Origin of the sequence: Vreelandella subterranea (assembly GCF_900111305.1) — a bacterium.
In the GTDB taxonomy this organism is placed as follows: Bacteria; Pseudomonadota; Gammaproteobacteria; order Pseudomonadales; family Halomonadaceae; genus Vreelandella; species Vreelandella subterranea.
Genome location: NZ_FOGS01000015.1, coordinates 23,044 through 49,438, shown reverse-complemented (window position 1 = coordinate 49,438; position 26,395 = coordinate 23,044). Strand labels below are relative to the sequence as shown.

Sequence of the window (26,395 nt, the reverse complement as noted above, 5' to 3'; positions counted from 1 at the left end):
GAGGTGATGCCTTTTGAGTAAGCAAACAGGATGATCTTCAACAAGATGGCCGGATCATAGGCCAGCCGACCGGTCGCGTCGTTTCGATACTTGGGATGGAAAACGGATAAATCGAGCTTGTGCTCGATCAGGTAGTGTACGGCGTGTTCGAAGGTGCCTGGCTGGAGCTGATCTTGGTAATTGATCACCACCATGGCGTTCTGATCGTAGTTATAAGCCTTGAAGCGCGGCATGCTGACCACTCCTCGTCTGTTTCCTCGATCCTATCAAAACTTAGGGGCCAGCGGGGTTTTTCTACAGCCTCAACGCCATGCGCAGCGGCCGTTTTGTTGCGCGCAGCGTGACAAAACGGTCCGACTGACGCTACTGGTTAGGCTCAAAGAACCCTGCATTCCAAACCGCCCATACTAGTGTAACCAAATTTCTCTTTTTCGTTGCTCCAGATTAATTGATCATTGAACGTTCTGATCAAAGGCGGCTGTTGATTTGTCCACCTATCAAACTCTGTCATTTCAGACAGGTCACCGATTCCGTAAAACGCATGAAAAAGAGGCTTTTTAAACAAAGTGTAGTATTCAGGATCATCAGGAGAATAGTAGTCTGACTGAGGTATCGTTATTTGAAGTTTGATATGCCAGACAACGTGGCCACCGTTAACACAGCACTCGTCAAGCTGATTCATAATATCGGAGGGAGACATAGCTGGCGGTTCTTCACACGGAACCAGATAATCAGCAGCAACGCTATAGAAAGGACCATTGGGCGTATCGTGCCAGATTGCACGAATTCGAAGGGACTCATTTTTGCCAAGATCCACGTTTTCAAGTTCACGCACAATCGACTCGAGGGCAACTAGTGATGGAGGCTCAATCCCAGAGCGGCTTTCAACATATAGAAAGTAGCCCTCAAAGTGCGCCATCCAACGCTCTTCTCGCTCAGTGTAGAACATTCTCCACGCTGGTGATGCTAATGAAACCGGAAAGAACTGCTGCGCTACCGAATAAGAAACTGGGTTGAGCAACAATTTCTCGATCGTTATTGAGTCCCAAACTTTTGTGGCAATACCGGTATTTTTGTCTATTTCATCGAGTTTTCGTGAAAGCTCAGATGAAACAGTTGTTGAACAAACTAAAAGAAATCCTTGTGTTCCGATACGCTCACACCTGTCACGAATATCGGTAACATCATTTATGCCAACTACCTTTCCGGATGCTGCATAATGCTTGCAGTCAACGAGCCAAAGCCGTTTCGTATTTTCTATTTGGCTATTCATTTCTTCTTCTACTAATAAGTCACGCCCACTATCTGGCCCAACTCCAGTCCAATGAGGTCTTAGCCCCTTCTTTAATAAAATCTCTCGAACGAGTTGCTCGAATCTCGTCCCATCCTTTGGTAGTTCTCCGAAATCTAACACCTTCACTCCCAATAATGATCAATCGATAGGCCTAACAGCGATTATACGTCCGACTGAACAATCTCAATGAAAGTGCCGATGCATTTATTGAGATTATCAAGCAAGTCTCCCCCTATAACCCATTGTTTTACAATGCATCAACCTGGCCACTTGGCAGCATATACAAAATTCGCGTGCCCGCTTGCTTTGCTTTGTTCCATCACACTCTATTCATAAATTTAGCTTAGGTCACGCCTTGGAAGGAATTTTTGTCCGCCACTTATCACAGGGCATGTACCGGTAGCCGACTTGGGTGATAAGTAGTGCGTGAGGTGGGTTAGACGCTGATCGACCCGTACATTAGGCTTTGGAGAGCCCCTTCTGAGTCATGACCAACAAGGAGAGTGAAATGAGTGATACGGACCTTGGCACCTTAGATGCGCAAACTCTCAACCAGCTCTTCGAGTCGCGAAAGGCATCCCCCCTTGAAGCCACTCGCGCCGCCCTGGGTCGCATTGACCGTTTTAACGAGGCTGTCAACGCCTATGTCTATGTGGATGCTGAAGGCGCCGAAGAGGCTGCCAAAGCCTCGACTCGTCGCTGGCAACAGGGGAAACCGCTGAGCCCTATTGATGGGATTCCAGTGTCAATGAAGGACTTGACCGAAGTGGCGGGCATGCCCTGCCGTGCGGGTTCATTGACGTCCTCGACGGCACTTTGCGATACCGATGCGCCGCCTGCGCGGCTGCTGCGCGAGGCCGGTGCAATTTTTCTCGGCAAGACCAACACACCTGAATTTGGCTGGAAAGCCGTCACCGATAATCGTGTTTTTGGCGCCACCTGTAACCCCTGGGATACCCGTCTGACGCCCGGCGGGTCCTCAGGGGGAGCCGCCGCAGCGGCCGCCCTTAACATGGGTGTCCTTCACCAGGGCGGCGATTCGGGGGGCTCAATTCGCATTCCCGCTGCCTTTACCGGCGTATTTGGCTTCAAGCCTACCTTTGGCTGGACTCCTCAATGGCCGCCAGCCCAAGAGCCAACGCTTTCACACCTGGGGCCGTTAACCCGCTCGGTACGTGATGCGGCGAGCATGCTGAACGTGATGGGACGCTATGACTATCGCGACCCTTATGCGACCAGAGGTCAGCCCGACTGCTGGGGAAGCGATTTGAATAAAAGTCTCGAGGGGCTTCGCATTGGTTACTCTGCCGATCTCGGCTACGCGAATGTCGATCCGCAGATTGCCAGCCAGGTGAAAGAAGCCGCCCATAAAATGCAAGCATTGGGTGCTGAAATCGTCGAAGTGGACCCTGACTTCACATCACCCCTGGATACCTTCCGCAAGATCTGGTTCACCGCTTCCCTGGCCCAATGGCAGCAAATGGATCAAGAAAAGCGTGACCAGCTCGACCCGGGCATGGTGGCCAATGCTCGCGAAGCCGAAACGTGGAGCGCCCTTGATCTCTTTCATGCGCTGTCGGACAGGGCCGAACTGACCCGGCGACTCGAGCATTTCAATCAGCAGTACCACCTGATCATGACGCCAGCGGTGGCCGTCATGCCGTTTGACATCAACCGGGAGGTCCCGCCGGGAAGCGGCATGCGCGATTGGGAAGAATGGGCACCGTTCTCTTACCCCTTCAATCTCAGCCAGCAACCTTCTGCCTCGGTTCCCTGCGGCTTTACTGACCGCGGCCTGCCGGTAGGTTTTCAACTGTCCGGCGGCAAGTTCGACGATGTGCGGGTACTTCGCGCCTGCCATGCCTTCATGGAAGCACATCCGCCGCGTTTCCCCTCTGTTCCCAACCTCCCTCAAAACGCTTGAAATTACATCGCCGATAGACGATCGTCATCCATGATGCCCGACATACGCACCATGGCCAGCGCTTCTTCGAGGCTATCCACCTGTTCGACCTTGACCAATTCATTCTTCAGCGTCACCGGCTGCCCAGCCTGTTCAGACAGCACCTTTTCCAGCGAGGCTATGTCCATGTCGTCACCCAGCGACTGCATCTCGATATCGCTGCTTGTCCGGCTGGGCAGGTAAATCGTGCCATTGGAGAAATCCACGGCGTAGGCAATCACGCCGGGGACAATAAAGAAGAGCAGCCCAACGCCATTGGCCACTGCCACGGCAGGGTCAATATCGCCACCCAATTGACCTTTTCTTTCCGGGTGAAAAAGCGTTCCGCAACCGCTGATGGCGACAACCGCCGCGCCAATGACGGCCCCCTTCAACCACTGGTTAACTGTGCGTTGCATGCAGGGTCTCCCCGTTAATAATCAATTGTGTATAGGGTTAAAACCCGCTGATTTTAGCACACCGAACGGATAAGTCAGCTTGGGTAATCTCAGCGCAATTTTGCCGCCTTAACCGCTTGGCCGTACAATGTCGCAACGAACGATAACGGGTCCACCCCATCAACAAGGAATGCTCTCGCCCATGCGCGCCAGCCAACTACTCATTGCCACCCTGAAAGAAACCCCGGCGGACGCCGAGGTGATCAGCCACCAGCTCATGCTGCGCGCGGGCATGATCCGCCGCCTCACCTCGGGCCTTTATACCTGGCTGCCGCTGGGCCTGCGCACGCTGCGTAAAGTGGAAACCATCGTACGAGAGGAAATGAACAACGCCGGTGCCCAGGAAGTGTTGATGCCCGCGGTTCAGCCAGCCGAGCTCTGGCAGGAATCCGGTCGCTGGGAAGAGTACGGTCCTGAGCTTTTACGCTTTAAAGACCGCCATGCCCGCGACTACTGCGTTGGCCCTACCCACGAGGAAGTCATCACAGACCTGGTGCGCAAAGAAATCGCCAGCTATAAGCAGCTGCCGATCAATTTCTACCAGATCCAGACCAAGTTCCGCGACGAGATTCGCCCGCGTTTCGGGGTCATGCGCTCGCGGGAGTTCATCATGAAAGATGCCTACTCCTTCCATCTGGACGAGGCATCGCTCAAGGAAACTTACCAGGGTATGTACGATGCCTACTCGCGCATCTTCACCCGTTTGGGTCTCGACTTCCGCCCGGTGATTGCCGACAACGGTTCGATCGGTGGTACGGGGTCGCATGAGTTTCACGTCCTGGCCGACTCGGGCGAGGACGATATTGTGTTCTCCGATGGCTCGGACTACGCTGCCAACATGGAAAAAGCCGAGGCAATACCTGCCCCGCTGAATAGCAATGCCTCGCGCGAAGCCCCCAAGGAAGAAATGCGTCTGGTCGACACGCCCGACGCTAAAACCATCGCAACGCTGGTCGAGCAGTTTGGTCTGCCCATCGAGAAAACCATCAAGACACTGATCGTGAAGGGTGCCGATGGCCAGCTCATCGCCCTGCTGGTGCGCGGTGACCACGAGCTGAACGAAGTCAAGGCGGAGAACCACCCCAAGGTAGCAACGCCATTGACCATGGCCAGCGAGGAAGAAATTCGCGCCGTGGTTGGCGCAGGTCCCGGTTCGCTTGGCCCAGTAGGCCTCGAGCTGCCCATCATCATCGACCGCAGCGTGGCACTGATGAGCGATTTTGGTGCCGGTGCCAATACCGACCACAAACACTATTTTGGTATCAACTGGGAGCGCGACACGCCCTTGCCAGAGATTGCCGACCTGCGCAATGTGGTTGAAGGTGATCCTTCACCAGACGGACAGGGCACGCTGTCGATCAAGCGCGGTATCGAAGTGGGCCATGTCTTCCAACTGGGCCAGAAATACTCGCAAGCCATGGATGCCAACGTGCTCGGCGATAATGGTAAAACCAGCCACCCCTGGATGGGTTGCTATGGCATTGGCATTACCCGGGTGGTGGCGGCTGCTATCGAGCAGAATCATGACGACGCTGGCATCATTTGGCCCAATGCCATTGCCCCTTTCCAAGTGGCGCTCGTCCCCATGAATGCTCACAAGTCCCAGCGGGTGCGCGAAGAGTCTGAGCGCCTTTACCAAGCGCTCAGTGCCGCTGGCCTGGATGTGTTGCTGGATGACCGCGACACGCGCCCAGGGGTTAAATTTGCCGACCTGGAACTCATGGGCATTCCCCATCGCCTGGTCATTGGCGACCGCAGCCTGGACAACGGCGAACTCGAATACAAAGGCCGCCGTGACAGCGATGCCACCATGGTGCCTGCCGAGCAGATTATCGACTTCCTGCGAGAAAAAGCCGGTCTTGCGCCCAACGGTCAATAGACGCGTAACCTGCCGCGCCCGACGATCGTCGCGGCTGACACTGGCGGCCTGTATGGCCGCCAGTGTCCTCATCGGCCCGCCCGTCCAGGCCGAGCCATTGCCTGAATCCCTTCGCCCGACCTTGGCGGATACCCACCAGCGTCATCAGACACCCCAACAAAAATGGCTGATGCGCCAGTGGCGACAGCGTATGGACGGCCATCTGGCTGACTTTATCAGCGCACCCACCGAGCGCCGCAAGCTGCTTACCCGTGTCTACCAGGAGGCAAGCCTTGCCAGGCTACCGCCCGAGCTTGTTCTGGCATTGATTCAGGTGGAAAGTGGCTTCGATACACAGGCCGTATCATCCGCGGGCGCCGTCGGCCTCATGCAGATCATGCCGTTTTGGATCGAAGAGCTGGGGCTGCCGATGGATGACTTGACGAACCCAACGCGCAACCTGCGCTATGGCTGTACGATCCTGGCCCACTATCTCGCCGTCGAGCAGGGCGACTTTACCCGGGCGTTGGCCCGTTACAACGGCAGCTTAGGCAAAACCTGGTACCCGGAACGGGTACTGCGTACCTGGCATGACCACTGGCGATAAGCCTGATGCCTGCTCGAGGTATACCTGTGGGCCTATCGTTAAGTAAGTGGCATGACTTTCCTGGCATAAACTCGCATTATAGGGGTTCAATATCCGGCTCTGTTAACCAAGGAAGCTTATGGTATCTCTCAAACATGCGTATCGGGCGCTTTTATGCAGTGCCGCCTCGCTTGCTCTTCTCAATATCAGCCCTGATACGCTTGCCAGTGATACCCGTATCAGCGTCTCTGACAGTCATGGTGAACCGCTGCCCAACGCCGTGGTGGAAGTCTATTTTCCACACTCGGCGTCACGCGATACCCGCGTAGAGCACATTTACCAGCGGAATGCGGCCTTTCATCCCGAGGTGTTGGCAGTACCTGTCGATAGCCAGGTCGCGTTTCCCAATGAAGACACAACACGTCACCATGTGTTTTCTTTTTCAGACGCCAAAACCTTTGATCTGAATCTTTATCTGAACGAGACGCCGCCGCCCGTGCATTTTGATACGCCTGGCGTGGTGGTCCTGGGCTGTAATATTCATGATCACATGCAGGCCTTCATTGTGGTCAGCAATGCCCCCTTTTATGCCATGACCGATGACAGAGGGCAGGTCAGTCTGCCATCGTTGCCATCTGGCCAGCATCGTGTAAGGGTTTGGCACCAGCGACTCCACGATAGCCAGCAGCGTTGGTGGGAAGGCGAAATTGCCTCAGACGAGCAGTTGTCGGTCCCGCTGGAGCTCCGCGCCACACCGAAGCCTCCCGAAAAGCTGTCGCCGTTGCAGCAACGTTTCAAGGAGGCCACCTAGTGCCCAGCGACAACTTGAGGGCCCGATAATAACAATATGCGCTTTCGTACCCGTTTAATGCTCGTACTGTTAACCGTGGTGGTGGTCTCACAGCTGGCCACCGGCCTCGCGTTTCTGCGAGCCACCCAGCAAGATGCCCTGACCAAGGGCAACCAGCGCCTGGAAGTAGGTGCCCGCGTTCTCGACCAGTTGCTCGAAAGACGCGGCGATCAGCTACGCGATAACGTGGCCATCCTGGCCGATGATTTTGGCTTTAAAAGCGCGGTCGCGTCGCAGGACCGTGAAACCCTTCAGTCCGTATTGGTTAATCACGGCACTCGGGCTGATGCAGACATCGTGCTATTAAGCGACCTGGACGGCCAACTGCTGGCCAGCAGCCACCATCCCTCGCAAACGCCCATGCCCTTTCCCGAGCTGTTCGAAACCGCTCGCCAACAGGGTTCTGCGTTCAGCGTCGTGATCGCTGATGGAGAACCCTATGAGCTTGTCATGATGCCGGTTCAAGCGCCCAACGTGATCGGCTGGGTGGGCATGGGCTTTTTGATTGACGACGCCGTCGTCGAGGAAATCAATGCCCTCACCGGTCTGGACATCAGCGTGGTCAATTACACCTCTGGCCAGACACCAACGTATCTAGCCAGTTCGCATTCCCCACAAGCAGCCGAGCCGTTAAGTCAGTTCAGTAATGCAGCTGAGGCCGGGGCGTACTCAGACACCAGCCAGATGACGCCTGACGATGGCTATCTTACCTACGCCAGCGAACTTTATAAGGACTCAAAGAACCAAACGTTTGCGCTCATTCAGCTGTCACGTAACGAATTATTAGCGGCCTACGACGACCTACAGTGGCAGCTATTGGTTATCGTGGCGCTTATACTGCTGTTCACGATCGCCATTGCGGCCTGGAGTGCCCGGAGTATCAGCCGCCCGCTTGTCGCGCTGGCCGACGTAGCCAGACGAATCGGTCAAGGCGAACGGGTCACCGACGTCCCGGCAGAATCATCCCAAAGCGAAACCGGGCTGCTCGCCGGAACGCTGCGCTCGATGCAAGACGATATTGCCGAACGCGAAGCGATCCTGCGGCACCAGTCACGCCATGACCTGCTCACCGATTTGCCAAATCGCATCAGTGCGCTGGAAGACATCAATGCCCGCATTGAAGACGGTCACCCCTTCACCCTGCTACGCCTGGCCATTAAAGACTTTCGCAACATCAACGATACCTTCGGCTACGAACTGGGCGACCATGTACTGGTAACCCTCGCCAACCGTATGAAAGCGCTGACCTCTCCTATTCAATCCGCCTATCGCCTGGCAAGCGATGAATTCTTGCTGCTGATCAATCAGCCTTACACCACGCCAAAGTGGCGCATCAGTGAGCTCGCATCACTGTCCACGCCCATTGACCTGGATAATTCGTCAATCGGTCTTTCACTGGCTGCGGGTGAGGTGAGTTATCCAGAACACGGTGCAAAGGCCCAGTTGCTGCTCCGGCGCGCCGATATTGCTCTCGACATGGCACGTCATCACCCGGATGCCCACCAGCGTTACGCCGAAGGCCAGGACGAACGCCACTTACGCCAGTTGACGCTGATTCATGATCTTCGCGACGCGGTGAGCAACAACCAGCTTTGGATGGCCTATCAACCCAAAGTGGCAACGCGTGATGGAAAGGTATGCCAGTTTGAAGCGCTGATGCGTTGGCGTCACCCATCGCTTGGGTTTGTGCCCCCGGATGAGTTCATTGGCCTGGCCGAACGCTCTGGCAACATTCGCAAGCTTAGCCAATGGATGCTTGAACACATCGCCTCACAGCTCCACCAGTGGCAGCAGCAAGGCGTGCGAATCAGCGTGGCTGTCAACTTATCCGCCAGCGATGTCACCGACGCCCAGCTTCCGGAGCAGCTAGCCGAGTTGCTGGCCCGCCACGATTTAGCCGCGGATCAATTGAGTCTGGAGGTCACCGAAAGTGCCGTCATGCAGGATATCAATGCCGCCGCCAGGACGTTGGACGAACTGAGCCGTCTCGGCGTGTCCATCGCCATAGACGACTATGGCACCGGGTATTCCTCCCTGGCCCAGATCAAGCGATTGCCGGTCAACGAGCTCAAGATCGACAAGTCCTTTGTGCTCAAGCTCGACTCCCAGGAAGACGACCTGACGATTGTGCGTTCGACGATCGAGATGGGTCACAGCCTGGGGCTTAGCATTGTGGCTGAAGGGGTTGAAAATGCGGCTAGCGCCACCCTGCTGAATGACCTGGGCTGCGACTATCTACAAGGCTACTGGATCGCCAAACCCATGCCCAGTGACGAGGTCATTCCCTGGCTGAAAAGCGCCGAAACCTTCACCTTCATACATTAACCGCGTACTTACCGAGAGAGCCTGCCCATGTCCACTTTCATCCCCAAGGCAACAGCAAACGGCATGCGGCTGCTTATTATCGCCCTCGGGCTTTCAATAAGCAGTTCTTCCCTTGCTGGCAGTCGTCTTATAGGTACCGGTGGCGTGGGCGCTATCGAGGGAGCCGCTGGCGGTGGCCTCTCGCCCTGGGCCGTGCTTACCAGTACCGCCAGTGAGCAGGAATTCGGTGCAACGGCAACCGTCTCGCGGGCCTGGCTGGATGATTATCGCTTAACGGTAGAGGCCGCCAGCGCCAACATCTACGATCGCGTCGAGCTCTCTGCGGCACGCCAAACCCTGGATCTCGAAACCTTAGGCGGCGAGCTGGAGCAAACCATTGTCGGAGCCAAGGTACGCTTATTCGGCGATGTGCTGTACCACCCCTGGGGGATCTGGAGCGCGGGCGTTCAACATAAGAACCTGGCCGATGACAGCACCCCCAAAGCGTTGGGTGCTGAGCACGGCCAGGGCAACGACGTTTATTTAAGTGCCAGCAAACTGGTGTTCAACGCCGTGGCTGGGCGCAACCTGTTGCTGAATGCCACGCTGCGCAATACCAACGCCAATCAAGGCGGGTTGCTGGGGTTTGGCGGCGATAACGGCGGCCGCGAATGGGTTGCCGAAGGCAGCCTGGGACTCTTTTTGACACCTAAATGGGTCGTGGGAATGGAATATCGACAAAAGCCTGATCGGCTTAGTGCAGCCCGTGAAGACGACTGGCAAAGCCTGTATAGCGCGTACTTCTTCAACAAGCACGTATCGCTGACCGCTGCCTGGTTATCACTGGGCGATATTGCCGGGCTGCCTTCGCAGAATGGCGCCTACGCGTCGCTTCAGGCAACCTTTTGACCCGCCAAGGAGACTCCATCATGCGTTTTCACCGCTGCGCCACCCCGCTACTGATGGCACTCTGGCTGACAGGTTGTGCGGCCCAGGATGCGACCCAACCATCGCTTTATACGCAGCTCGGCGGCATGCAGACCATCGATCGCGTGGTCGAGAACATGCTGTATCGCGTGGCAGATGACCCCGAGGTCGTGGTCTTTTTTGCCAACACCAACATCGACCATTTTGCGGAGGCCTTCGCCACCCAACTATGCGATATCAGCGACGGCCCCTGCCAATATGAGGGGCCGCCCATGGATCGCGCACACCAGCACATGGGCATCAACGATGCGCATTTCAATCGCGTGGTTGAGTACCTGGCCGACGCAATGGCAGAGGAAGGTGTTCCGCTGGCAGCGCAAAACGAGCTTTTGGGGCGATTGGCACCGCTGTACGATGATGTCATGCGATTGCAATGATGTGCCAGTCATCCCGACCCGCCGTCTTCACCTGATAAAGGGCCTTATCCGCGGCTTCATAGGCCCGGGGGAAGCCCACTCTCGACGGAATAAAGCAGGTTGCCCCGATACTCAGCGTCACCTGTTTTTTGTTCGGGTGGGCGGCGTGGGAGAACGCTGACTGTTGCACTTGCAGGTGAAGCTGTTGGCAGTAACGACCCAGTGCATCAACATCCTTGCAAGGCAGTAGCGCCGCGAATTCATCGCCGCCCAGCCGATAGAGGGTCGCCTCTTCTGGCAAGGCATCGGCAATTAATAGCACAAGATGGCGCAACAGGGCGTCGCCCGCCGGATGCCCCATGGTATCGTTATACTGTTTGAAAAAGTCGATATCCACTAACACCAGACCAAGCGATTGCTGTTCCTGCTGCATGACGTCCTGGTGGAGTGCGCTGCGATTGCCAATGCCCGTCAAAGGATCGCGCATGGCGCGCTCCATCCATCGCAGCGTTTCCTGCGTCGCTTTTTCTGTACGTCTTAATTGCCGATCATGTAGCCACCAGAACAGCAGGCCAAAGGCGAAGATCAGCAGGCTGGTATAGATAAGCACCTGGTTGTGCCAGCGGGTTCTGTCCGAAAAGGAATTGATGGCTTCCCCGCGGAGATCCAACTGCCCCATTTCGATGCGCGTCAGGCAGGCAATCGGGTCGAGAAGCTCTCGTGCGAGTATCACCGGTAACACATTATTGTTTTCAAGCGCGGTCACCGTCTCATCCAGCACGCTTAAACTGGGCGACGTACAGTCGTAGTGCTGATGGTAAACATCCACGTCGAACAACCCGTAGGCCAACTCAATGTCGGTTATCGCCGCTGCCCGTTCTTCGGGCCCAGGGATGTCCAGCAGACGGGCCTGGGCATCCTGTAAATAGTGCCGGGAACGTGTAGCCAACTGCTGGCCCGTCAGATTTCCCGACTGGCTGAAGTAAGTCTGGATCTCGGGAAGCACCCAACGGGCTTCATAGATGATCAATACCATCAAGGCCATGAAACTCATCAGGCTGAGTGATAGCCATTTGATGTAGCGAACGGGCCGCTTGCTGCTGGCTGGGCCTTTACCATCAATGTCCCGTGATGAGTCAAGGGTTGGCTTCATGATTTACCCACGCGCTTCGATACTGCGAATCATCCAGATCCAGTCGTTGAACTCGCGCAAGCTGTTAACGTCCCGGTCACCGTATTCCCGCTCTACCAGCCGCACCGGGCCCCTTGACCGCAGGGTCAAAGGTTTGTCATTTTCAATCGTCACCAGATACCAGTTGGGATCATCCCAGCCGCCTAGGGTGACCTCGTAACCGTCCCAGGCAGTAAAGCGCAGCTTGTCGGGTACACGGCCAAAATGGCGGGCAAGGAATTCAGCAAACGGCATGCCTTGCATTGCCACATTTTCTCCCTGATAAGGGTCAAACACTTGAAAGTGGCTGTCTGAAGACTGGCGAAGCTGCTCGACATCGACCTCCTTGACCATGTCACCGTCGATCAATCGTAGCGTTTGCGCCACGCTGGCGACAGGCATCAGAAGAGCGGCGATACCCGCCCCTAGCGCCCACTGAGCTAAGGGGGAGCGGCGTAGACAACGCTTGAAAACGGCAGCATCCATAGCGGGAACTTCTCAGTTGCTGGCAATGGGACCGACTGTACCACTTCCAAATTCCCTTTACCTTTCAATCACGATGAACTTACGCCGAACACAATAGGCTTCGAAGCCTTCCTGGACGGCAGGTCAATCAGGGTCTGAATCGCGGGGGTATCGTTTGGCATTCTCCTGGGTTTCGAGACCGCTTTTCAGCTCATGGGTCAAGGGGTCATAATTGGGTCTCAGCTCGTCCTTGACCGTGCCGCTCCACAATCGCGATCCCACAAAGTAACCCGCCCGCCCAATGACGTGGGCTGCCACCGGCGCTGTCATCAAGATAAACACGATAATGGCAAACGAGCGAGCGACGACACCCACCTCAGCAAAGTGCATGGCTGATGCCAGCATGATCAGAATCACACCTAACGCAGCCGCTTTGGTGGTGGCGTGCATGCGTGTCAACAAGTCGGGCAATCGCAATAAGCCAACCGCAGCCAAAAGCATGAACAACGCCCCAGTAATGAGCAAAGCACCTTTTATAAAATCAATCATCCCGTGGCCCCCCACGTTCCAGGAAGCGGGCAAAACCAATCGCGGCCAAAAACCCCATCAGGGCAATCACTATCGCCGCATCAAGAAAACTCGCCACACCGGACTGAATGGCGTAAACCCCGACAAGCCCCACAACCGTAGTTGAAAAAAGCTCCAGAGCCATCACCCGGTCTGGCAGGCTCGGGCCGCGCACGACACGCACAAACGTCAACAGGAGCGTTAACCCCATGATGACTTGGCTAATTAAGATAACGGTTTCCATTAACGAAATAACTCCAGAGCACGGTGTTCCATATCTTTTAGGTTACGCCGCAGCTCGTCCTCGTTGTCCAGAAACATCGCATGGATGTAGAGTACTTTGCGGTCATCGGATACATCCAGACTGAGGGTACCCGGGGTTAGCGAGATCAAGTTGGCTACCATGGTGATCTCCATTTCCGTACGTGCCGAGAGCGGCAACGCGATAACACCAGGTTTCATATGCCAAGGCGGAGTGACAATATCGAACGCGACACGAAGGTTCGCCTGCACCAGTTCCTTGATAAAAAAGCCGACGAAGCTGATGAACCTGGGTATACGGGCCGGGTAACCCTTTAATGCATCTACCTGAGGCTCCAGAAGCACCAAAGCAAGATAGCCGAATATCATCCCAACCAGCAGATTGAGTCCTGTAAAGTCACCGCTGAGGAGCACCCATGCCAAGCCTAGCAGCAGGTTCCAAATTGCACCGGTCATGGCAAGTCCTCCGAACCATTCTCTGTCTCCTCAGCCTGAATCTCACCGGGTGAGGCCAACGCACCTTCAGGACTCACCGAAGCGCCCAGCACCGCTTCAATATAGCCGGAAGGCGTCGTCAACTGATCCCCTATCGCGGTCATGACATTCATCACCGGCTCTGCGAACAAGCCAATCAGCAAGGACATCAGGGCTAGAACCCCAACTGGCAAGTACATCATCCACAAGCTGGGTTTTACGAGCCGACCATCATCGCCCACTGGCGTTTGCGAACTAGGTACGAGGTTATCCTCGGGTAACGCTTTCCAAAACACCTCGTTCCAGATCTTGACCATGGAATAAAGTGTCATCAGCCCCACCGCGAGGGCAAACCCGGTGGCAACATAGGCGCCCGCCTCCAGGCCGGCACGAACCAGTACAAACTTGGCAAAAAAACCTGACAGAGGCGGAATACCGGCCAAAGAAAAGGCAGAGATAAAGAAGGCAACGGCAAGCCATGGCCGTTCCCGATAAAGCCCGCCCATTTTCTTCAGTTGATAGGTGCCTTGCAGGCGATGGGTAATACCGCTGATCAAAAACAGGTTCGTCTTGACGACAATATTGTGCATGATGGCAAAGGCACCGCCGGCAATGGCGAGCGGCGTATACAGTGCCAACCCAAGGATCATGTAGCCGATCTGACTGACAATATGAAAGGACAAGATGCGCCTGAACTCGTGCTGAGCCGCTGCCCCCAAGACACCGGTGACCATGGTGAACACGGCCCCCCACAACATGATGTCCTGTAAATATCCCATGGTCTGATCGAACATCAGCGTAAAGACACGGAACAAGGAGTAAACGCCCACCTTGGTCAGCAGACCAGCAAACAATGCTGACACAGCCACCGACGGCGTGTGGTAAGAAGCAGGAAGCCAGAAGAAAAGCGGAAACGCCGCGGCCTTGATGCCGAACGCCACCATGAACATAACCGCCAGCACCTCGACCATCCCGGTATGCTCAGCAACATCCAGACGCAAGGCGATATCGGCCATGTTGAGGGTACCCAGGGTACCGTACAAGAGCCCCACGGCGGTTAGAAAAATCACCGACGCCAACAGATTGAGCGTTACATATTTAATCGCCCCTTCCATCTGCGCGCGTTCGCCACCTAGCGTGAGCAGTGCGAACGAGGCCACCAGCATGACCTCGAACCACACATAAAGGTTAAAAATATCGCCGGTTAAAAATGCCCCCGCAACCCCTGCCAATAACAGGTGCATTAACGGATAGTAGCCAAACTTTTCATGGCCACGCCCCGTCGTGGCCAGCGAATAGATTCCCATCGCCAGGCCAATAATGCCTGTGAGCAGCACCATGACGGCACTGAGCATATCGGCCACCAGCGTGATGCCAAACGGCGCTGGCCAATTGCCCATCTGCATGGTGATATAGCCGTCAGACAGTGTGGCAACAAACAGCCAGAGGCTAACGACGAGTAACGCTACATTCCCGGCAACGGCGATAAACCGCTGCATGGGGCGCGAACGCCAGAAAAGCAGCGATATGGCACCGGAGAGGAGCGGCAGCAGGACGGGCAGTGCAACTTCAGGCCTCACGTGTCGGTTTCCTTCATCTTGTCCAAATCATCGGCTTTGACAATTTCATAGGCGCGCCGAATCAACACCACGGCAAAGGCCAGCACCCCGAAAGCGATCACGATGGCGGTCAACACGACCGCTTGGGGCAACGGGTCGGCGACCTCACCCAACGGTTGTTGAAGACCTTCGGGTATCAATGGCGGCGCTCCCCGCGTCATTCCCGCCGTGGTAAAAATCAACAGATTCGCCGCGTTGGAAAGCAACAGTAAGCCAATTACCAACTTGACGATGGAGCGGCGCAACATCATAAAAACAGCGGTGGCATAAAGCAGCCCAATCGCCAGTGCCATTAGCGGTTCCATATATCGCCTCTTATTAACTTAAGGTTCATCCTTATCGGCCTCCATCAGCGCCATGACCATGCCCATCACCGAACCAAGTACCGCCAAAAAGACGCCTACATCAAAAATAAGCGGCGTGGAGGCTTTAAAGTCGATAACCGGAATTGTCCACCACTGGGCCGTCAGGAACGGCTGCCCCATGAACCAGGCCGGAAGCACGGACACCATACCAAACAATAGCCCCACACCAATCAAGTCCCGAGGGTCGACCATGCGAAGCAGCTCCCGGGTTGCGCTGACGCCAAAGGCAAACAAATAAAGCGTAAAGGCCCCGGCTGCCACCAGGCCGGCGATGAACCCACCGCCTGGTTCGTCGTGGCCGCGAAGCAACAGGAAAACCGAAAACATCAACTGCAACGGCATCAGAAAGCGGGCCGCCGTATTAAGAATAATGGTGCCTGACTTAACCATCGTACGGCTCCTTTGCATTTGGTTTGCCGCCATTGACAGCAGAGCTGTCGTCGTCTTCAACGGGTCGCAGCCTCAACATGGCAATGACACCAATGGCGGCCAGCGCCAGAACAAACATTTCACCCAAGGTATCAAGCGCACGGTAGTCGACCAGGATCACGTTAACGATATTCAGCCCATGGGCCAAAGGCACGCTGTTTTCCACCATGTAGGTGGAAATCGACTCAAACTGATCAATGCTCCAGGCCGTCATGATCAACAGGAAGACCAGCACCCCGAGCGAGGCCGCCGCCACGCCATCGCGAATACGCTCCAGGGTGGTGGAGAGATTTGAGAAACGCGGAAGGCGGAAGAGCACCAATACCAGCAGGATGACGGTCAACGTCTCCACCAGCAGTTGGGTAATGCCTAGATCAGGGGCGCTGAACAGAATAAAGACCAACGCAATGGAGAACCCCATGATGCCGACTGACACCACCGCGCCCAACCTTGATCGGGAAATCGTGGCGAATATCGCCCCCATCGCCATGGTACCCACCACGATGACTTCGTGGAAATGCACATCCAGCTCAAATGCCAGCTGCGGAGAATGACGCAATAGAATCGAATTACCAATCAGGGCAATCAGCACGGTCAGCATGACGAGAATATAGTTGCGCATATAGCCGTTTTGCAGCAATCGCGTTTGCCACTCGGAAAACAGCACCACACCGTTCATAAAGCCCTCATAACCTGCCTCAGGGCCACGGCGCATGATGGGGTTGAGGTATGCCAGTTTCGAACGCACCCCCCCCCAGCGCTTGAAGACCAAAAAGCCAAGACCAAGACTGATAATGGATATGATCAACGGGAGGTTAATGCCATGCCAAAGCGATAAGGAGACGTCCATCGACTGACCGGACACCGCAATAGCCGCCGACGTCAACAGGGCATTACCGCCCAGCAACCCCGGCGCCAATCCGACTAGAAGCGACCCCAAAGCCAACAGACCCGGGCCCAGCAGCATGCTGAGCGGCGCTTCATGGGGGTCTTGAGGTGTCGACTGACGTTGACCATAAAACGGCCGCAGCGCAATGATAGCGGCAACGGCTATGGTGAGTACGGCGGAGGCAAAGGCAAACAAAACGATCAATGGCCGAAAGCTACCCGCCCCCAATGCGGCTTCAAGCATTAGCTCTTTACCGATAAAGCCCAACAATGGCGGGACACCGGCTAACGATAATGCCGCCACCATCGTGATGGCTGCCGTCACCGGCATCAGTTTACGCAGCCCGCCCATGGCCGTGACGTCTTTGGTACCGGTCTCATGATCCAGAATACCGGCCACCATGAACAGCGCCCCCTTGTACATGGAGTGCGCCAGCAAGAAAGTGACAAATGCCGTCATGGCGTATTCAGTGCCGATGCCCAACAGCATGGTCAGAGTACCCAATGCCATGATGGTGGAATAGGCCAGCAATTTTTTAATATTGGTATGATGGATTGCTAAAAAGGCGCCGGTCAGCATTGTAGTCGCGCCCACCAAGGAAAGGATCCCTACCCATAATGCTGTACCACCGAGCTCGGGATGTAACCTTGCCAGCAGATAAATACCCGCTTTTACCATGGTCGCCGAATGCAGATACGCCGATACAGGCGTTGGTGCCGCCATGGCGTTGGGCAACCAGAAATGGAAGGGGAACTGGGCTGACTTGGTGAAGGCACCGATCAGCAGGCAGATGAGCATTGGTGTATAAAGCGCATGTTGCCGCAGATCGCCTTCCATCTGGCTAATCTCATGGAGCGACCAGCTACCTGATGCGATCCCCAACAGCACCAACCCGGCCATCAACATCAGCCCACCCGCAACGGTGACGAAAAGTCCTTGGCGAGCTGACTTACGGGCTTCAATATCGGTATGGTTGAAGCCAATCAGCAAGTAGGAGGTAATACTGGTCAGTTCCCAGAAAACGAATAGCGTGAACAAGCTATCTGCCAGCACCAGCCCCAGCATTGACGCCATAAAAGCGACCAGCGCCACATGAAAACGGGCTATATCAGCATGGCCTTTAAGATAGCCGCCCGCATAAACCAGCACAAAAGTACCGATCACGGTAATTAACAGGCCAAAAAGCAGCGACAGCCCGTCAAGCAAGAAGCTAAGACTAATGCCTAGCGAAGGCACCCACTGCCATTCCAGTAACATCGGACCATCATTGACGACCGATGGCGCAAGGCTAATCAACCAAGCGGCGAGGAAAGCAGGAAATATCGCCATCACCAGGCTTGCCCGCTGTCCAAACCAACGATTGAGCAGCGGCGATGCCGCCGCCAATACAAATCCCATTAACAAGGCGAGTTGCATCTAGCGGTAACTCCTGTGTGTTGACTCTGATCTAGATACCAACCAGAGTTTTCCATTGGCAACAACGCAGCCTAACGCATGAGTGAATGCGGTAGGCATAAAACCGACCGCCAGAATTGTACAAACATCCTAGCATTCAAGATATTATTTGACTCGTTAAAGCGTAACGCACATCACCAACGCTGTGATTTTGAAGGCACCCTGGCTACAGAACTTTGCGATCTTCCACTTTGTCGTGCGCGGTACCCGGCGGTAGCGGGTGGCCTTTCGCCAATTCGGCCCGCGTCGCCTCGCGGACGGTCAGCACCCAGACTTGATAACGCAACGTATGGCCTGCCAGCGGGTGGTTGGTATCGATACTGACGCTGTCCCCATCCAGGCCAAGCACGGTCACGATCTGCGGCCCGGCTTCCCCCTCGGTTTGAAAACGGCTGCCCACCTCAAGTTGGGTATTACCGAAAGAGGCACGGCTGACCGTTTGTATCAATGACTCGTTATAAACCCCGTAGGCGTCTGCCGGGGCTAGTGTTACGTTAAGCTCGGCACCTGCTGGCTGGTTTTCCAAGGCACGCTCAAGCCCCGGCAGAATATTGTCATGGCCATGCAAATATTCGAGCGGTTTGTCCCGCGCCTGTGAATCATCCAGCAATTGCTCGCCGCCATCGTTCAGCACGTCATGCAAACGATAGTGCAAGGTAACCACCTGATGTGCTGAAATCGACATACAAAACTCCTCTCCGGTAAGCTGTTGGCCGTGTGTCCAAGCGTAGGCACAGCTTATCATCCGGCCGCTGTCACCGTCTTACCCAGGAGTCGCATTTCATGCCCACCCTTAAACCCCAGCGCAGTTGGCGCGCTGCCCTGGCGATTTACCTGCGCGCCCCGGTCATTACCATGCTGTTCTTGGGGTTTTCCGCCGGACTGCCCTTCCTGCTGGTATTCTCGACGCTTTCCGCCTGGCTGCGTAGCGACGGCGTCGAGGTCGCGGCGATCGGTTTTTTCGCCTGGGTAGGTATGCTCTATTCGATCAAGTTCTTCTGGGCACCGGTGGTCGACCGTCTGGCGCTGCCGGTACTCACCCGCCATTTTGGCCAGCGACGCGGCTGGATGCTGCTCGCCCAGGCCATGATCGCCGGCGGGCTCATCGGCCTTGCCGGGCTCGACCCCGTAGGCAATCTGGGCTGGGTCGCCGCCTTCGCACTGCTGGTGGCCTTCGGTTCCGCTACTCAGGATATCGCCATCGATGCGTTTCGGATTGAATCCGCTGACGACGATATGCAAGCCGCGATGGCGTCAACCTATATCATCGGCTATCGCGGCGGGTTAATCGCCGCCGGTGCATTGGCGTTGTATGTCGCCTCGGCGGTGTCCTGGCAGGTGGCGTACCTGACCATGGCAGCACTGGTCGGCATTGGCGTGATAACGGTGCTGCTGCGGCCGGAACCCAAGCGCGCCTCGTTGACGGTGCAATTGATTCACGAACCCAAGGTGCGGGCCTTTATTCGTGCCAGCCGTGGCCAGCCCAAAATACTGCGCAGAATGGGCGCCTGGGTGATTGGCGCCATCGTCTGCCCGTTCACCGACTTTTTCCGCCGCTATGGGATCAAGGCGCTGTGGTTGTTGGTGTTTATCGGCGTGTTTCGCATCAGCGATCTGGCCATGGCCTCGATGGCCAACCCGCTCTACATCGACTTGGGGTTTTCGCTGGAGACCATCGCCAACGTGACCAATGTATTCGGTATCGTGATGAGTATTGCGGGGGGGATTCTCGGCGGGCTGCTGGTGGCGCGCTACGGCATTGGGCCGCTGCTGATCTTTGGGGCGGGCATTGTCATGGCCACCAACCTGCTGTTTGCGGCCCTGGCGCTGATCGGCGATCAACTGCCCATGCTGGTACTCACCATCACCGGGGACAACCTCGCCAACGGCTTGGCCAGCGCGGTATTCATCGCCTTTCTCTCCAGCCTGACGTCCCGCGCCTATACCGCCACCCAGTACGCGCTGTTTTCATCCTTGATGACGCTACCCGGGAAGTTCCTCAGCGGCTTTGGCGGGCTCGTGGTGACTGACCAGGGTTATGCCAGTTTTTTTGTGCTGGCCACCCTGCTCGGCTTGCCCGCCATTTTGCTGGCCATCTGGATCAACCGCGACAAGCAGCTCGTTCCCGCCCCCGTTACGGCCGCCCGCTAACGCTTAACGACTCGCAGGGCGATGGGCATCGAGCCAGTCCAACGCTCCCTGGGTCGTCCGCCACTGATCACGCATTAGCGTGCGGTACTGCCAGGCCTCGGCGCGTGACCCGGGGTCAACCTGACCATCGGAGTGCGGCATGACCGGGCGCGGGTTTTCAGCGCATATCATATCCAGCGTATGGCGATTATGGGCGACCACCTCCTTGAGCGAACGTTCTGCGGCTTCGTGATGGCCTAGGCGGTATAGTGCCAGCGTGCGACCCATCAGCAACCCAAGTTCCAGCGAGCTATCGCTGCTGGCTTGTTCGGTAAGCGCCAGCGCCTCTTCATTGCGGTCGTCGCGCAGCAGCTGGTCCAGCACCAGTTCGCTCAGCCCCAGGCTGTCCTCCTGGTCGATCGCCAGAAGTTCTTCAGCCAGTTCGCGTGAATGCTGACGCGCGCCACGCTCCATGCCCACTACCAGGGCCAGGCCAATGCGCAACAGGATGGCGTTATTGGCATCGTCCCAGCGCAGGCTACCTTCGCCCTCAGCGCGTGCCTGGGTCAGCCAGCGCGAGAGACGCTTGGCAAGCGGAGCGAGCAGACTGGGCGCCATCCACGGCAAACTGCCAAAACGGCTGGTGAGGGCCAGCGTCAGGTCCTGCACCACTTGCGGCGCATCCAGCCACTCGGGATGGGCGCACAATGCCGACATCCACTCCACCGCATTGCCCCAGGGGTCGCCTCGGAACCCCAGCGCGACCTCATCGTCAACCATGACCTGAAACTGCTCGTGCCAGGCGGCAAAAAGCGTCGCTTCGCGTGCGCTGACGTGGTACTCCAGATGCCCGGTATCAGGATTTGGAGTGATGTCGATCTTCGGCGCAGTGGGCAGCGCGGCGAGCAGCGCCTGCAATGAAATCAACGGCGTTGCCAGGTCTTCCTCAGCGCTGAGCAATTGATCCGCCAGGGTCGCACCGGGGTTGTCGGCAAGCGCCGCCAGGAAGTCCAGCTGATCGTCGTCAAGATCGCCCTGCCGGACCAAGCGGCGATACCAGAAATTGGCGCGCTCCTTGGCTTCACGCTCGTGCCCTTCATGCAACAACAGCATGGCTTCGATATACGCCAGCGTCGGCGAGTCAGGCAATGCCTGCTGGGCTTTGACAAAGGCTGCACGGGCGCTATCCAGGTCATCGTTGTCCAGGTGCGTCAGGCATAGCCGTTCAAGTGCCACCCCGCGCAGAAACAGCGGCCCGCGTTCCAATACTTCATCCAGCAGGTCGGCGCGCTTGCGGGTAAAACCGCGCTCCTGGTAAATATCCAGCAGAATTTCGAACGCGGGCTCTGCCTGCTCCGGTAGCCGCGACCAGTCGCTGCCATCGAACAGCGATTCAAGAATCTGCATGGCACGGCCGCTTTGGCCACTTTCGGCGGCAATCAACCCGGCCTCGAGCAGTGCCTGGGGCAGCGCGCGCTGGCTCTCCAGCGCGGCTTTCAGGGTCGCGCCCTTCCACTCGCGCAGTGAAAGCATCCACATCATCTGCTCGGGGATTTCGGTGGGGAATTCGACCTGCGCGCAGCACTGCTTGTACTTGTGCCCTGAATCGCACCAACAGGGTTCGTTGCGACCGGGCGTGGCCAGGGGCTCGCAGGCAAAATCCAGCCGTTCCAGTGGCGTTTGCGACCATAAAATAGGGGCAAGCGCCTGGGCCGTCGCCAGATCACCATTGAAATATTCCGCCCCCTCGGCACGCACCCAGGTCATAAAATCGGGATAGTGTTCATCCTGCCTGATTGCCGAGAGTGCCCCGGAGGCAAATCCCAGCAGCTGATCGACCCATACCGCCAGCATTGCCGTCTCCACTTATAAAAGACCCTATTGAAAAGCGACATAGTCTAGCATGACCATTGGGGGCACGCAGAGAGGATTGGCAAGATCGCCAAGGGCTGCCAGCAGGCAGCCCTTTTACCCAGCCAAGCAACGCTTTATCAGGAGAGCAAACCAATGGACACGCTAACACTGACCACCTGCCAGGGCGCCGAAATAACGCCTCATGTCCAGGCACTGGCACGCCTGCGCATCGAGGTATTTCGTGATTACCCCTATCTGTACGATGGCGACCTAAGCTACGAAGCGGATTACCTGGGTCGCTACGCGGATAATCCAGACAGCCTCTTCGTTCTGGCCTTCGACGGCGACTCACTGGTGGGTGCCGCCACCGGACAGCCCCTGGCCGATGAAGTCGACGAGTTCCGCCGCCCGTTCGAGGCTAACGGCATTACCCCCGCGAGCGTGTTTTATTACGGCGAATCGGTGTTGCTTCACGCTTACCGTGGCCGCGGCATTGGCAAACGCTTCATGGCCGAACGCGAGGCGCATGCCAAGCTGAAGGGATTTGATATTGCCGCTTTCTGCGCTGTCGAGCGCCCCGCCGACCACCCGCTCAAGCCATCCAACTATCGTCCGCTGCACGGCTTCTGGAATGCCCAGGGGTACCAACGTCACCCGGAACTCACTACCACTTTCGCCTGGAAAGACATCGGCGAAAATGAAGAGAGCCACAAAACGATGGTGTTCTGGATGAAGCGTCTCGATTAAGCCGTTCGGACCCATTCAAGCAGGGGTGCCGTCCGCGAGTGCATATCGAGCCGTGCCCGCAGGCGCACCAGGTTCCAGTAATGGCCATTCAGGGCGCGGGAAAGCAGCAGCGTATCGGCGGGGGGCTGCAGACGGTCCATGGCCGCCCATACCTTGGGCGTCAGTTCGCGCAGGCGGCGATGGACACGCACATCGCTGAAGTCCTGTTCACCGAGGCTAAACAGCGGCGCCACACACTCAGCGGATTCGCGGTAAAGCGACAAGGGGGCCCCCTGCCCCTGGCGGCCGCCCATTTGCATCAGCGCTTCATCCATCGCCATCGGGTCATGGGCAAGGGTCGCATCGAGGAGCTGCATCATTGCTTTCAGGCGGGCCTCGGGCACCGGAATCACAGCGCCAAAATCGTAAATCACCAGTCGACCTTGGTCATCGGCCGCAAAGTTACCCGCGTGCGGGTCAGCGTGCAGCTCGCCATAGGTGAACAACTCTTCAGTGATCCAGTCCGCCAGGGCCGATGCGACTTTCTGACGAGTATTATCGTCGGCGCTCTCCAGCTCACGTAGCGGGGTGCCGTCAACAAAGCGCATGGCGAGCACGTGCTGGCCGGATAGATCAAACAGCGGCTCAGGAATGACCAGGCGCGCGTCTTGCTGATAACGCTCGCGGTAGCGCGCCATCGCGTCGGCCTCAGCACGATAGTCGAGCTCATCGCGCAGCCCCGCCGCCAGCTCTTCAAACAGCGCATCCAGCCGCGCCTGGGGAACCTTGAACCAGCGGCCCAGGCTCATGATACGCCTGACCTGCTTGAGATCTCTTTCCAGTACATCCGCCAACCCAGGGTATTGCACCTTTAGTACCACCGTCTCGCCAGCATGGGTGACCGCCTTGTGCACCTGCCCCATGGAAGCGCTGGCAAAGGGGCGCTCTTCAATTGCCTGGAAATGCTGTTCAATATCACCGTACTGCATCACCAGCGCCTCGCGGATGCGCGGCCAGGGCATTGGTTCCGCCTGGCGTTGCAGGCGCGCCAGCTCCTCGGCAAGATCCGGCGGCAGCAGGTCATCCCACTGGGACATGATTTGCGCCAGCTTCATGGCCGGGCCCTTCAGCTCGGAGAGACCCTCGAATAGCGCCTCGCCCAGGGACCGCCAGTCTGCCTGGCCACCCAAGCGTGTCTTGAGCAGCGCTCCGCCGGTGCGTGCACCCAACCCCATCAAACGTCGTGTTCTTCCGCGATCTCGCATTTAAGTCGCCTCGTTGACCATCTGACATGCAGCTTACGCAATCCGGTTAAATTATACAAAAGCTATACGAAGAATCGCCACATATCATTTTCCAGACAACCTTTCACTATGCTCACCGGCATACGGTGTCTGTTACCATATTCCTACGTTACACAATTTAAGGCATGCCCGTATGCGCTTGATTATCGCCGAAAAACCCAGCCTTGCCCGAGCGATTGCCGAGGCGCTCCCCGGCAGTGCCAGGCGCCAGGAAGGCGCGATCAGTTGCGGCGATACCACGGTGACCTGGTGCCTGGGCCACCTGCTGGAACAGGCGGCACCGGAAGCCTACGACCCCGCCGACAAACAGTGGCGACTGGACCGGCTGCCCATTGTGCCGCAGCAGTGGAAACTGATGCCGCGCTCAAAAGCCCGAGGCCAACTGGCGGTGATTCGCAAGCTGATCAAACAGGCCAACGAGGTTGTTCATGCCGGTGACCCGGACCGCGAAGGTCAGTTGCTGGTACAGGAAGTGATCGACTACATGAAGTACCGCGGCCCGGTACAACGGCTGCTGATCAGCGACCTCAACAGGCCTGCCGTCAGCCGCGCGCTTGCCAGCCTGCGACCCAATGCCGAGTATCAGCCGCTGTTCCAGGCGGCCCAGGCCCGGGCTCGTGCTGACTGGCTGTACGGTATCAACCTGACCCGCGCCTGGACCCTCACCGGCCGCCAGGCGGGCCACGACGGCGTGCTTTCCGTGGGCCGTGTGCAAACCCCGGTACTGGGCTTGATCGTGCGCCGCGATAACGCCATTCGTAATTTTGTGCCCCATCCGTTTTATCCCCTATGGGTGGATCTCAAGGTCGCCAAGGGCCAGCTGCGTGCCTGGTGGGTGCCCAAGGAACACCAGCCGCTTGATGATCAGGGGCGTTTGATCGACCGCCAACCCGCCGATGCGTTGGCAGCGCAGCTACCCGGCGCCTCAGGTCAACTGACAAAGCTCGACCAGCAGGAGAAACGCCAGGCACCGCCGCTGCCCTACTCGCTGTCTGCCCTTCAGGTCGATGCCGCCCGCCGTCACGGGCTTTCCGCACAGGTGGTGCTGGATATTTGCCAGCGGCTATACGAGCAGCACAAGCTGATTACCTACCCGCGCTCCGACTGCCGCTACCTGCCCGAAGAGCACCTTCCGCTAGCCCAGCGTAGCCTGAGCGGCGCCTGCCAGAACGACGATGCGCTTCAACAGTGGCTGAAAGGCGCGGACTTCTCGCTACGTTCCAAGGCCTGGAACGACAAGCAGGTAGGCGCCCACCACGCCATCGCCCCCAGCGGCAAACCGGCCGACTTTAGCCAGCTCTCCGCCACCGAAGGCCATGTGTTCCGACTGATCGTACGCAACGTCATGGCCCAGTTTTACCGTCCCCTGCGCACCTTTGAGGTCAAGGCCGAGTTTACGCTGCTTGATGAGGCCTTCCGCGCTCGCGGCCAGAGCATCCTCGACCCCGGCTGGAAACCGCTGTTCACCACCCGCGATGAAAGCCCGCCGCTGCCGCCGCTCACCCAAGGAGAAGCCTGCCAGGCGCTGGGGGCAGGCGTTGAGGAGAAGGAAACCCGCCCGCCGGAACCCTTCACCGATGCCAGCCTGATCAAGGCAATGATGAACATCGGCCGCTACGTGGACGACCCTGCCGTGCGGCGCACCCTGCGCGACACCGACGGCCTGGGCACCGAAGCCACCCGCGCCGGTATTATCGAAACCTTGGTACAGCGCGGCTATCTGGTACGCCAGCAAAAGGCCCTGCGCGCCACCAAGCTCGGCAGCGCCCTGATCGCCGCCCTGCCTGAAGCGGTCAGCACCCCCGAACGCACCGCACTCTGGGAACAGCGACTGCGCGCCATCGCCGAACAGCAGGACGACGCCAACACCTTTCAGCAGGCGTTACTGGATGACTTGCGTGGCCTGCTCAACCATAGCGATGCAGGGAAACTCAGGCAGAGCCTGCAAACGGCACAGGGAGAAGCCGGAAGCCCGGCGAAGCGCTCAGGCAAGCCGAGAAAGCGTAGAGGAAACGTGAAACGCCCCCCTGCCAAGCAAGGCTGATAGTCAA

General features: G+C 57.2%; 25 protein-coding genes. 10 read left to right on the top strand and 15 right to left on the bottom strand.

Annotation, left to right across the window (positions count from 1 at the left end; genetic code table 11):
• Both BMX75_RS17160 and BMX75_RS17155 read right to left on the bottom strand, forming a co-directional pair.
• Positions 1–233: transposase (locus BMX75_RS17160; RefSeq protein ID WP_139197180.1), on the bottom strand; the 233-nt coding region annotated here is incomplete at its 3' end.
• 143 nt (positions 234–376) lie between these two features.
• On the bottom strand, positions 377–1,414 hold the full coding sequence (locus tag BMX75_RS17155; RefSeq protein ID WP_175474765.1) for a restriction endonuclease: 1,038 nt from the start codon (positions 1,412–1,414) through the stop codon (positions 377–379).
• Positions 1,415–1,802: 388 nt separating this feature from the next.
• Here BMX75_RS17155 and BMX75_RS17150 point away from each other — a divergent pair, with 388 nt between their 5' ends.
• Positions 1,803–3,218: an amidase gene (locus tag BMX75_RS17150; RefSeq protein ID WP_092830801.1), complete on the top strand. Its 1,416-nt coding sequence runs from the start codon at positions 1,803–1,805 to the stop codon at positions 3,216–3,218.
• A gap of 2 nt (positions 3,219–3,220) precedes the next feature.
• Here BMX75_RS17150 and BMX75_RS17145 read toward each other — a convergent pair whose 3' ends face one another.
• Positions 3,221–3,655 (bottom strand): hypothetical protein, encoded by a 435-nt coding sequence (locus tag BMX75_RS17145; RefSeq protein WP_092830799.1) that lies wholly within the window; start codon positions 3,653–3,655, stop codon positions 3,221–3,223.
• Positions 3,656–3,836: 181 nt separating this feature from the next.
• Between BMX75_RS17145 and BMX75_RS17140 the strand changes: the two genes are divergently transcribed.
• From BMX75_RS17140 to BMX75_RS17115, 6 genes are all read left to right on the top strand, one after another.
• Positions 3,837–5,573 carry a proline--tRNA ligase gene (locus BMX75_RS17140; RefSeq protein ID WP_092830797.1) on the top strand — a complete coding sequence of 579 codons (1,737 nt, stop codon included), beginning with the start codon at positions 3,837–3,839 and terminating at the stop codon, positions 5,571–5,573.
• Positions 5,574–5,625: 52 nt separating this feature from the next.
• A complete protein-coding gene (locus BMX75_RS17135) occupies positions 5,626–6,159 on the top strand; it encodes a transglycosylase SLT domain-containing protein (RefSeq protein ID WP_092830795.1) in 534 nt (177 codons plus the stop codon).
• A gap of 118 nt (positions 6,160–6,277) precedes the next feature.
• On the top strand, positions 6,278–6,949 hold the full coding sequence (locus tag BMX75_RS17130; protein ID WP_092830793.1) for a cupredoxin domain-containing protein: 672 nt from the start codon (positions 6,278–6,280) through the stop codon (positions 6,947–6,949).
• Positions 6,950–6,985: 36 nt separating this feature from the next.
• On the top strand, positions 6,986–9,313 hold the full coding sequence (locus tag BMX75_RS17125) for a bifunctional diguanylate cyclase/phosphodiesterase (RefSeq protein ID WP_092830791.1): 2,328 nt from the start codon (positions 6,986–6,988) through the stop codon (positions 9,311–9,313).
• Between the two features lie 27 nt (positions 9,314–9,340).
• Positions 9,341–10,201: a DUF3034 family protein gene (locus BMX75_RS17120; RefSeq protein ID WP_217639894.1), complete on the top strand. Its 861-nt coding sequence runs from the start codon at positions 9,341–9,343 to the stop codon at positions 10,199–10,201.
• A gap of 20 nt (positions 10,202–10,221) precedes the next feature.
• Positions 10,222–10,656, top strand: a complete 435-nt coding sequence (locus tag BMX75_RS17115; RefSeq protein ID WP_092830789.1) for a group I truncated hemoglobin — start codon at positions 10,222–10,224, stop codon at positions 10,654–10,656.
• Here the strand turns inward: BMX75_RS17115 and BMX75_RS17110 are convergent.
• The 10 genes from BMX75_RS17110 to BMX75_RS17065 all read right to left on the bottom strand — a co-directional run bounded on the left by BMX75_RS17110 (position 10,640) and on the right by BMX75_RS17065 (position 19,015).
• Positions 10,640–11,788 carry a GGDEF domain-containing protein gene (locus tag BMX75_RS17110; protein ID WP_245748634.1) on the bottom strand — a complete coding sequence of 383 codons (1,149 nt, stop codon included), beginning with the start codon at positions 11,786–11,788 and terminating at the stop codon, positions 10,640–10,642. The two genes, BMX75_RS17115 and BMX75_RS17110, sit on opposite strands and share 17 nt — an antisense overlap.
• 3 nt (positions 11,789–11,791) lie before the next feature.
• Positions 11,792–12,292, bottom strand: coding sequence for a hypothetical protein (locus BMX75_RS18275; RefSeq protein ID WP_245748632.1), 501 nt, complete (start codon positions 12,290–12,292; stop codon positions 11,792–11,794).
• Between the two features lie 123 nt (positions 12,293–12,415).
• Positions 12,416–12,820: a monovalent cation/H(+) antiporter subunit G gene (gene mnhG, locus BMX75_RS17100; RefSeq protein ID WP_092830787.1), complete on the bottom strand. Its 405-nt coding sequence runs from the start codon at positions 12,818–12,820 to the stop codon at positions 12,416–12,418.
• A complete protein-coding gene (locus BMX75_RS17095) occupies positions 12,813–13,082 on the bottom strand; it encodes an MrpF/PhaF family protein (RefSeq protein ID WP_092830785.1) in 270 nt (89 codons plus the stop codon). Before BMX75_RS17095 ends, mnhG begins: the two co-directional genes overlap by 8 nt.
• On the bottom strand, positions 13,082–13,555 hold the full coding sequence (locus BMX75_RS17090; protein ID WP_092830783.1) for a Na+/H+ antiporter subunit E: 474 nt from the start codon (positions 13,553–13,555) through the stop codon (positions 13,082–13,084). The genes BMX75_RS17095 and BMX75_RS17090 overlap by 1 nt, the downstream gene beginning before the upstream one ends.
• Positions 13,552–15,153 carry a Na+/H+ antiporter subunit D gene (locus BMX75_RS17085; protein WP_092830781.1) on the bottom strand — a complete coding sequence of 534 codons (1,602 nt, stop codon included), beginning with the start codon at positions 15,151–15,153 and terminating at the stop codon, positions 13,552–13,554. The genes BMX75_RS17090 and BMX75_RS17085 overlap by 4 nt, the downstream gene beginning before the upstream one ends.
• Positions 15,150–15,497, bottom strand: a complete 348-nt coding sequence (locus BMX75_RS17080; RefSeq protein WP_092830779.1) for a Na+/H+ antiporter subunit C — start codon at positions 15,495–15,497, stop codon at positions 15,150–15,152. The genes BMX75_RS17085 and BMX75_RS17080 overlap by 4 nt, the downstream gene beginning before the upstream one ends.
• A gap of 18 nt (positions 15,498–15,515) precedes the next feature.
• Entirely contained in the window at positions 15,516–15,947 is a 432-nt protein-coding gene (locus BMX75_RS17075; protein ID WP_092830777.1) for a Na+/H+ antiporter subunit B, read from the bottom strand.
• Complete coding sequence (locus BMX75_RS17070) at positions 15,940–18,291, bottom strand: putative monovalent cation/H+ antiporter subunit A (RefSeq protein ID WP_092830775.1); 2,352 nt, start codon at positions 18,289–18,291, stop codon at positions 15,940–15,942. Before BMX75_RS17070 ends, BMX75_RS17075 begins: the two co-directional genes overlap by 8 nt.
• Positions 18,292–18,496: 205 nt before the next feature.
• Positions 18,497–19,015, bottom strand: coding sequence for an FKBP-type peptidyl-prolyl cis-trans isomerase (locus BMX75_RS17065; protein ID WP_092830773.1), 519 nt, complete (start codon positions 19,013–19,015; stop codon positions 18,497–18,499).
• Between the two features lie 98 nt (positions 19,016–19,113).
• Between BMX75_RS17065 and BMX75_RS17060 the strand changes: the two genes are divergently transcribed.
• Positions 19,114–20,481 carry an AmpG family muropeptide MFS transporter gene (locus BMX75_RS17060; RefSeq protein ID WP_092830771.1) on the top strand — a complete coding sequence of 456 codons (1,368 nt, stop codon included), beginning with the start codon at positions 19,114–19,116 and terminating at the stop codon, positions 20,479–20,481.
• A 3-nt stretch (positions 20,482–20,484) separates the two neighbouring features.
• On the opposite strand, the gene BMX75_RS17055 is transcribed toward BMX75_RS17060, so the two are convergent.
• Positions 20,485–22,314, bottom strand: coding sequence for an SEC-C metal-binding domain-containing protein (locus BMX75_RS17055; RefSeq protein WP_092830769.1), 1,830 nt, complete (start codon positions 22,312–22,314; stop codon positions 20,485–20,487).
• Positions 22,315–22,467: 153 nt separating this feature from the next.
• On the opposite strand from BMX75_RS17055, the gene BMX75_RS17050 reads away from it, so the two are divergent.
• Positions 22,468–23,061: a GNAT family N-acetyltransferase gene (locus BMX75_RS17050; protein ID WP_092830767.1), complete on the top strand. Its 594-nt coding sequence runs from the start codon at positions 22,468–22,470 to the stop codon at positions 23,059–23,061.
• Here the strand turns inward: BMX75_RS17050 and BMX75_RS17045 are convergent.
• The gene (locus BMX75_RS17045) at positions 23,058–24,305 is read right to left on the bottom strand and encodes an ABC1 kinase family protein (RefSeq protein ID WP_092830765.1); all 1,248 of its coding nucleotides are present in this window, start codon (positions 24,303–24,305) and stop codon (positions 23,058–23,060) included. The genes BMX75_RS17050 and BMX75_RS17045 overlap by 4 nt on opposite strands.
• Before the next feature lie 172 nt (positions 24,306–24,477).
• Here BMX75_RS17045 and BMX75_RS17040 point away from each other — a divergent pair, with 172 nt between their 5' ends.
• The gene (locus BMX75_RS17040; protein ID WP_092830763.1) at positions 24,478–26,388 is read left to right on the top strand and encodes a DNA topoisomerase III; all 1,911 of its coding nucleotides are present in this window, start codon (positions 24,478–24,480) and stop codon (positions 26,386–26,388) included.
• Positions 26,389–26,395 lie beyond the last annotated feature (7 nt).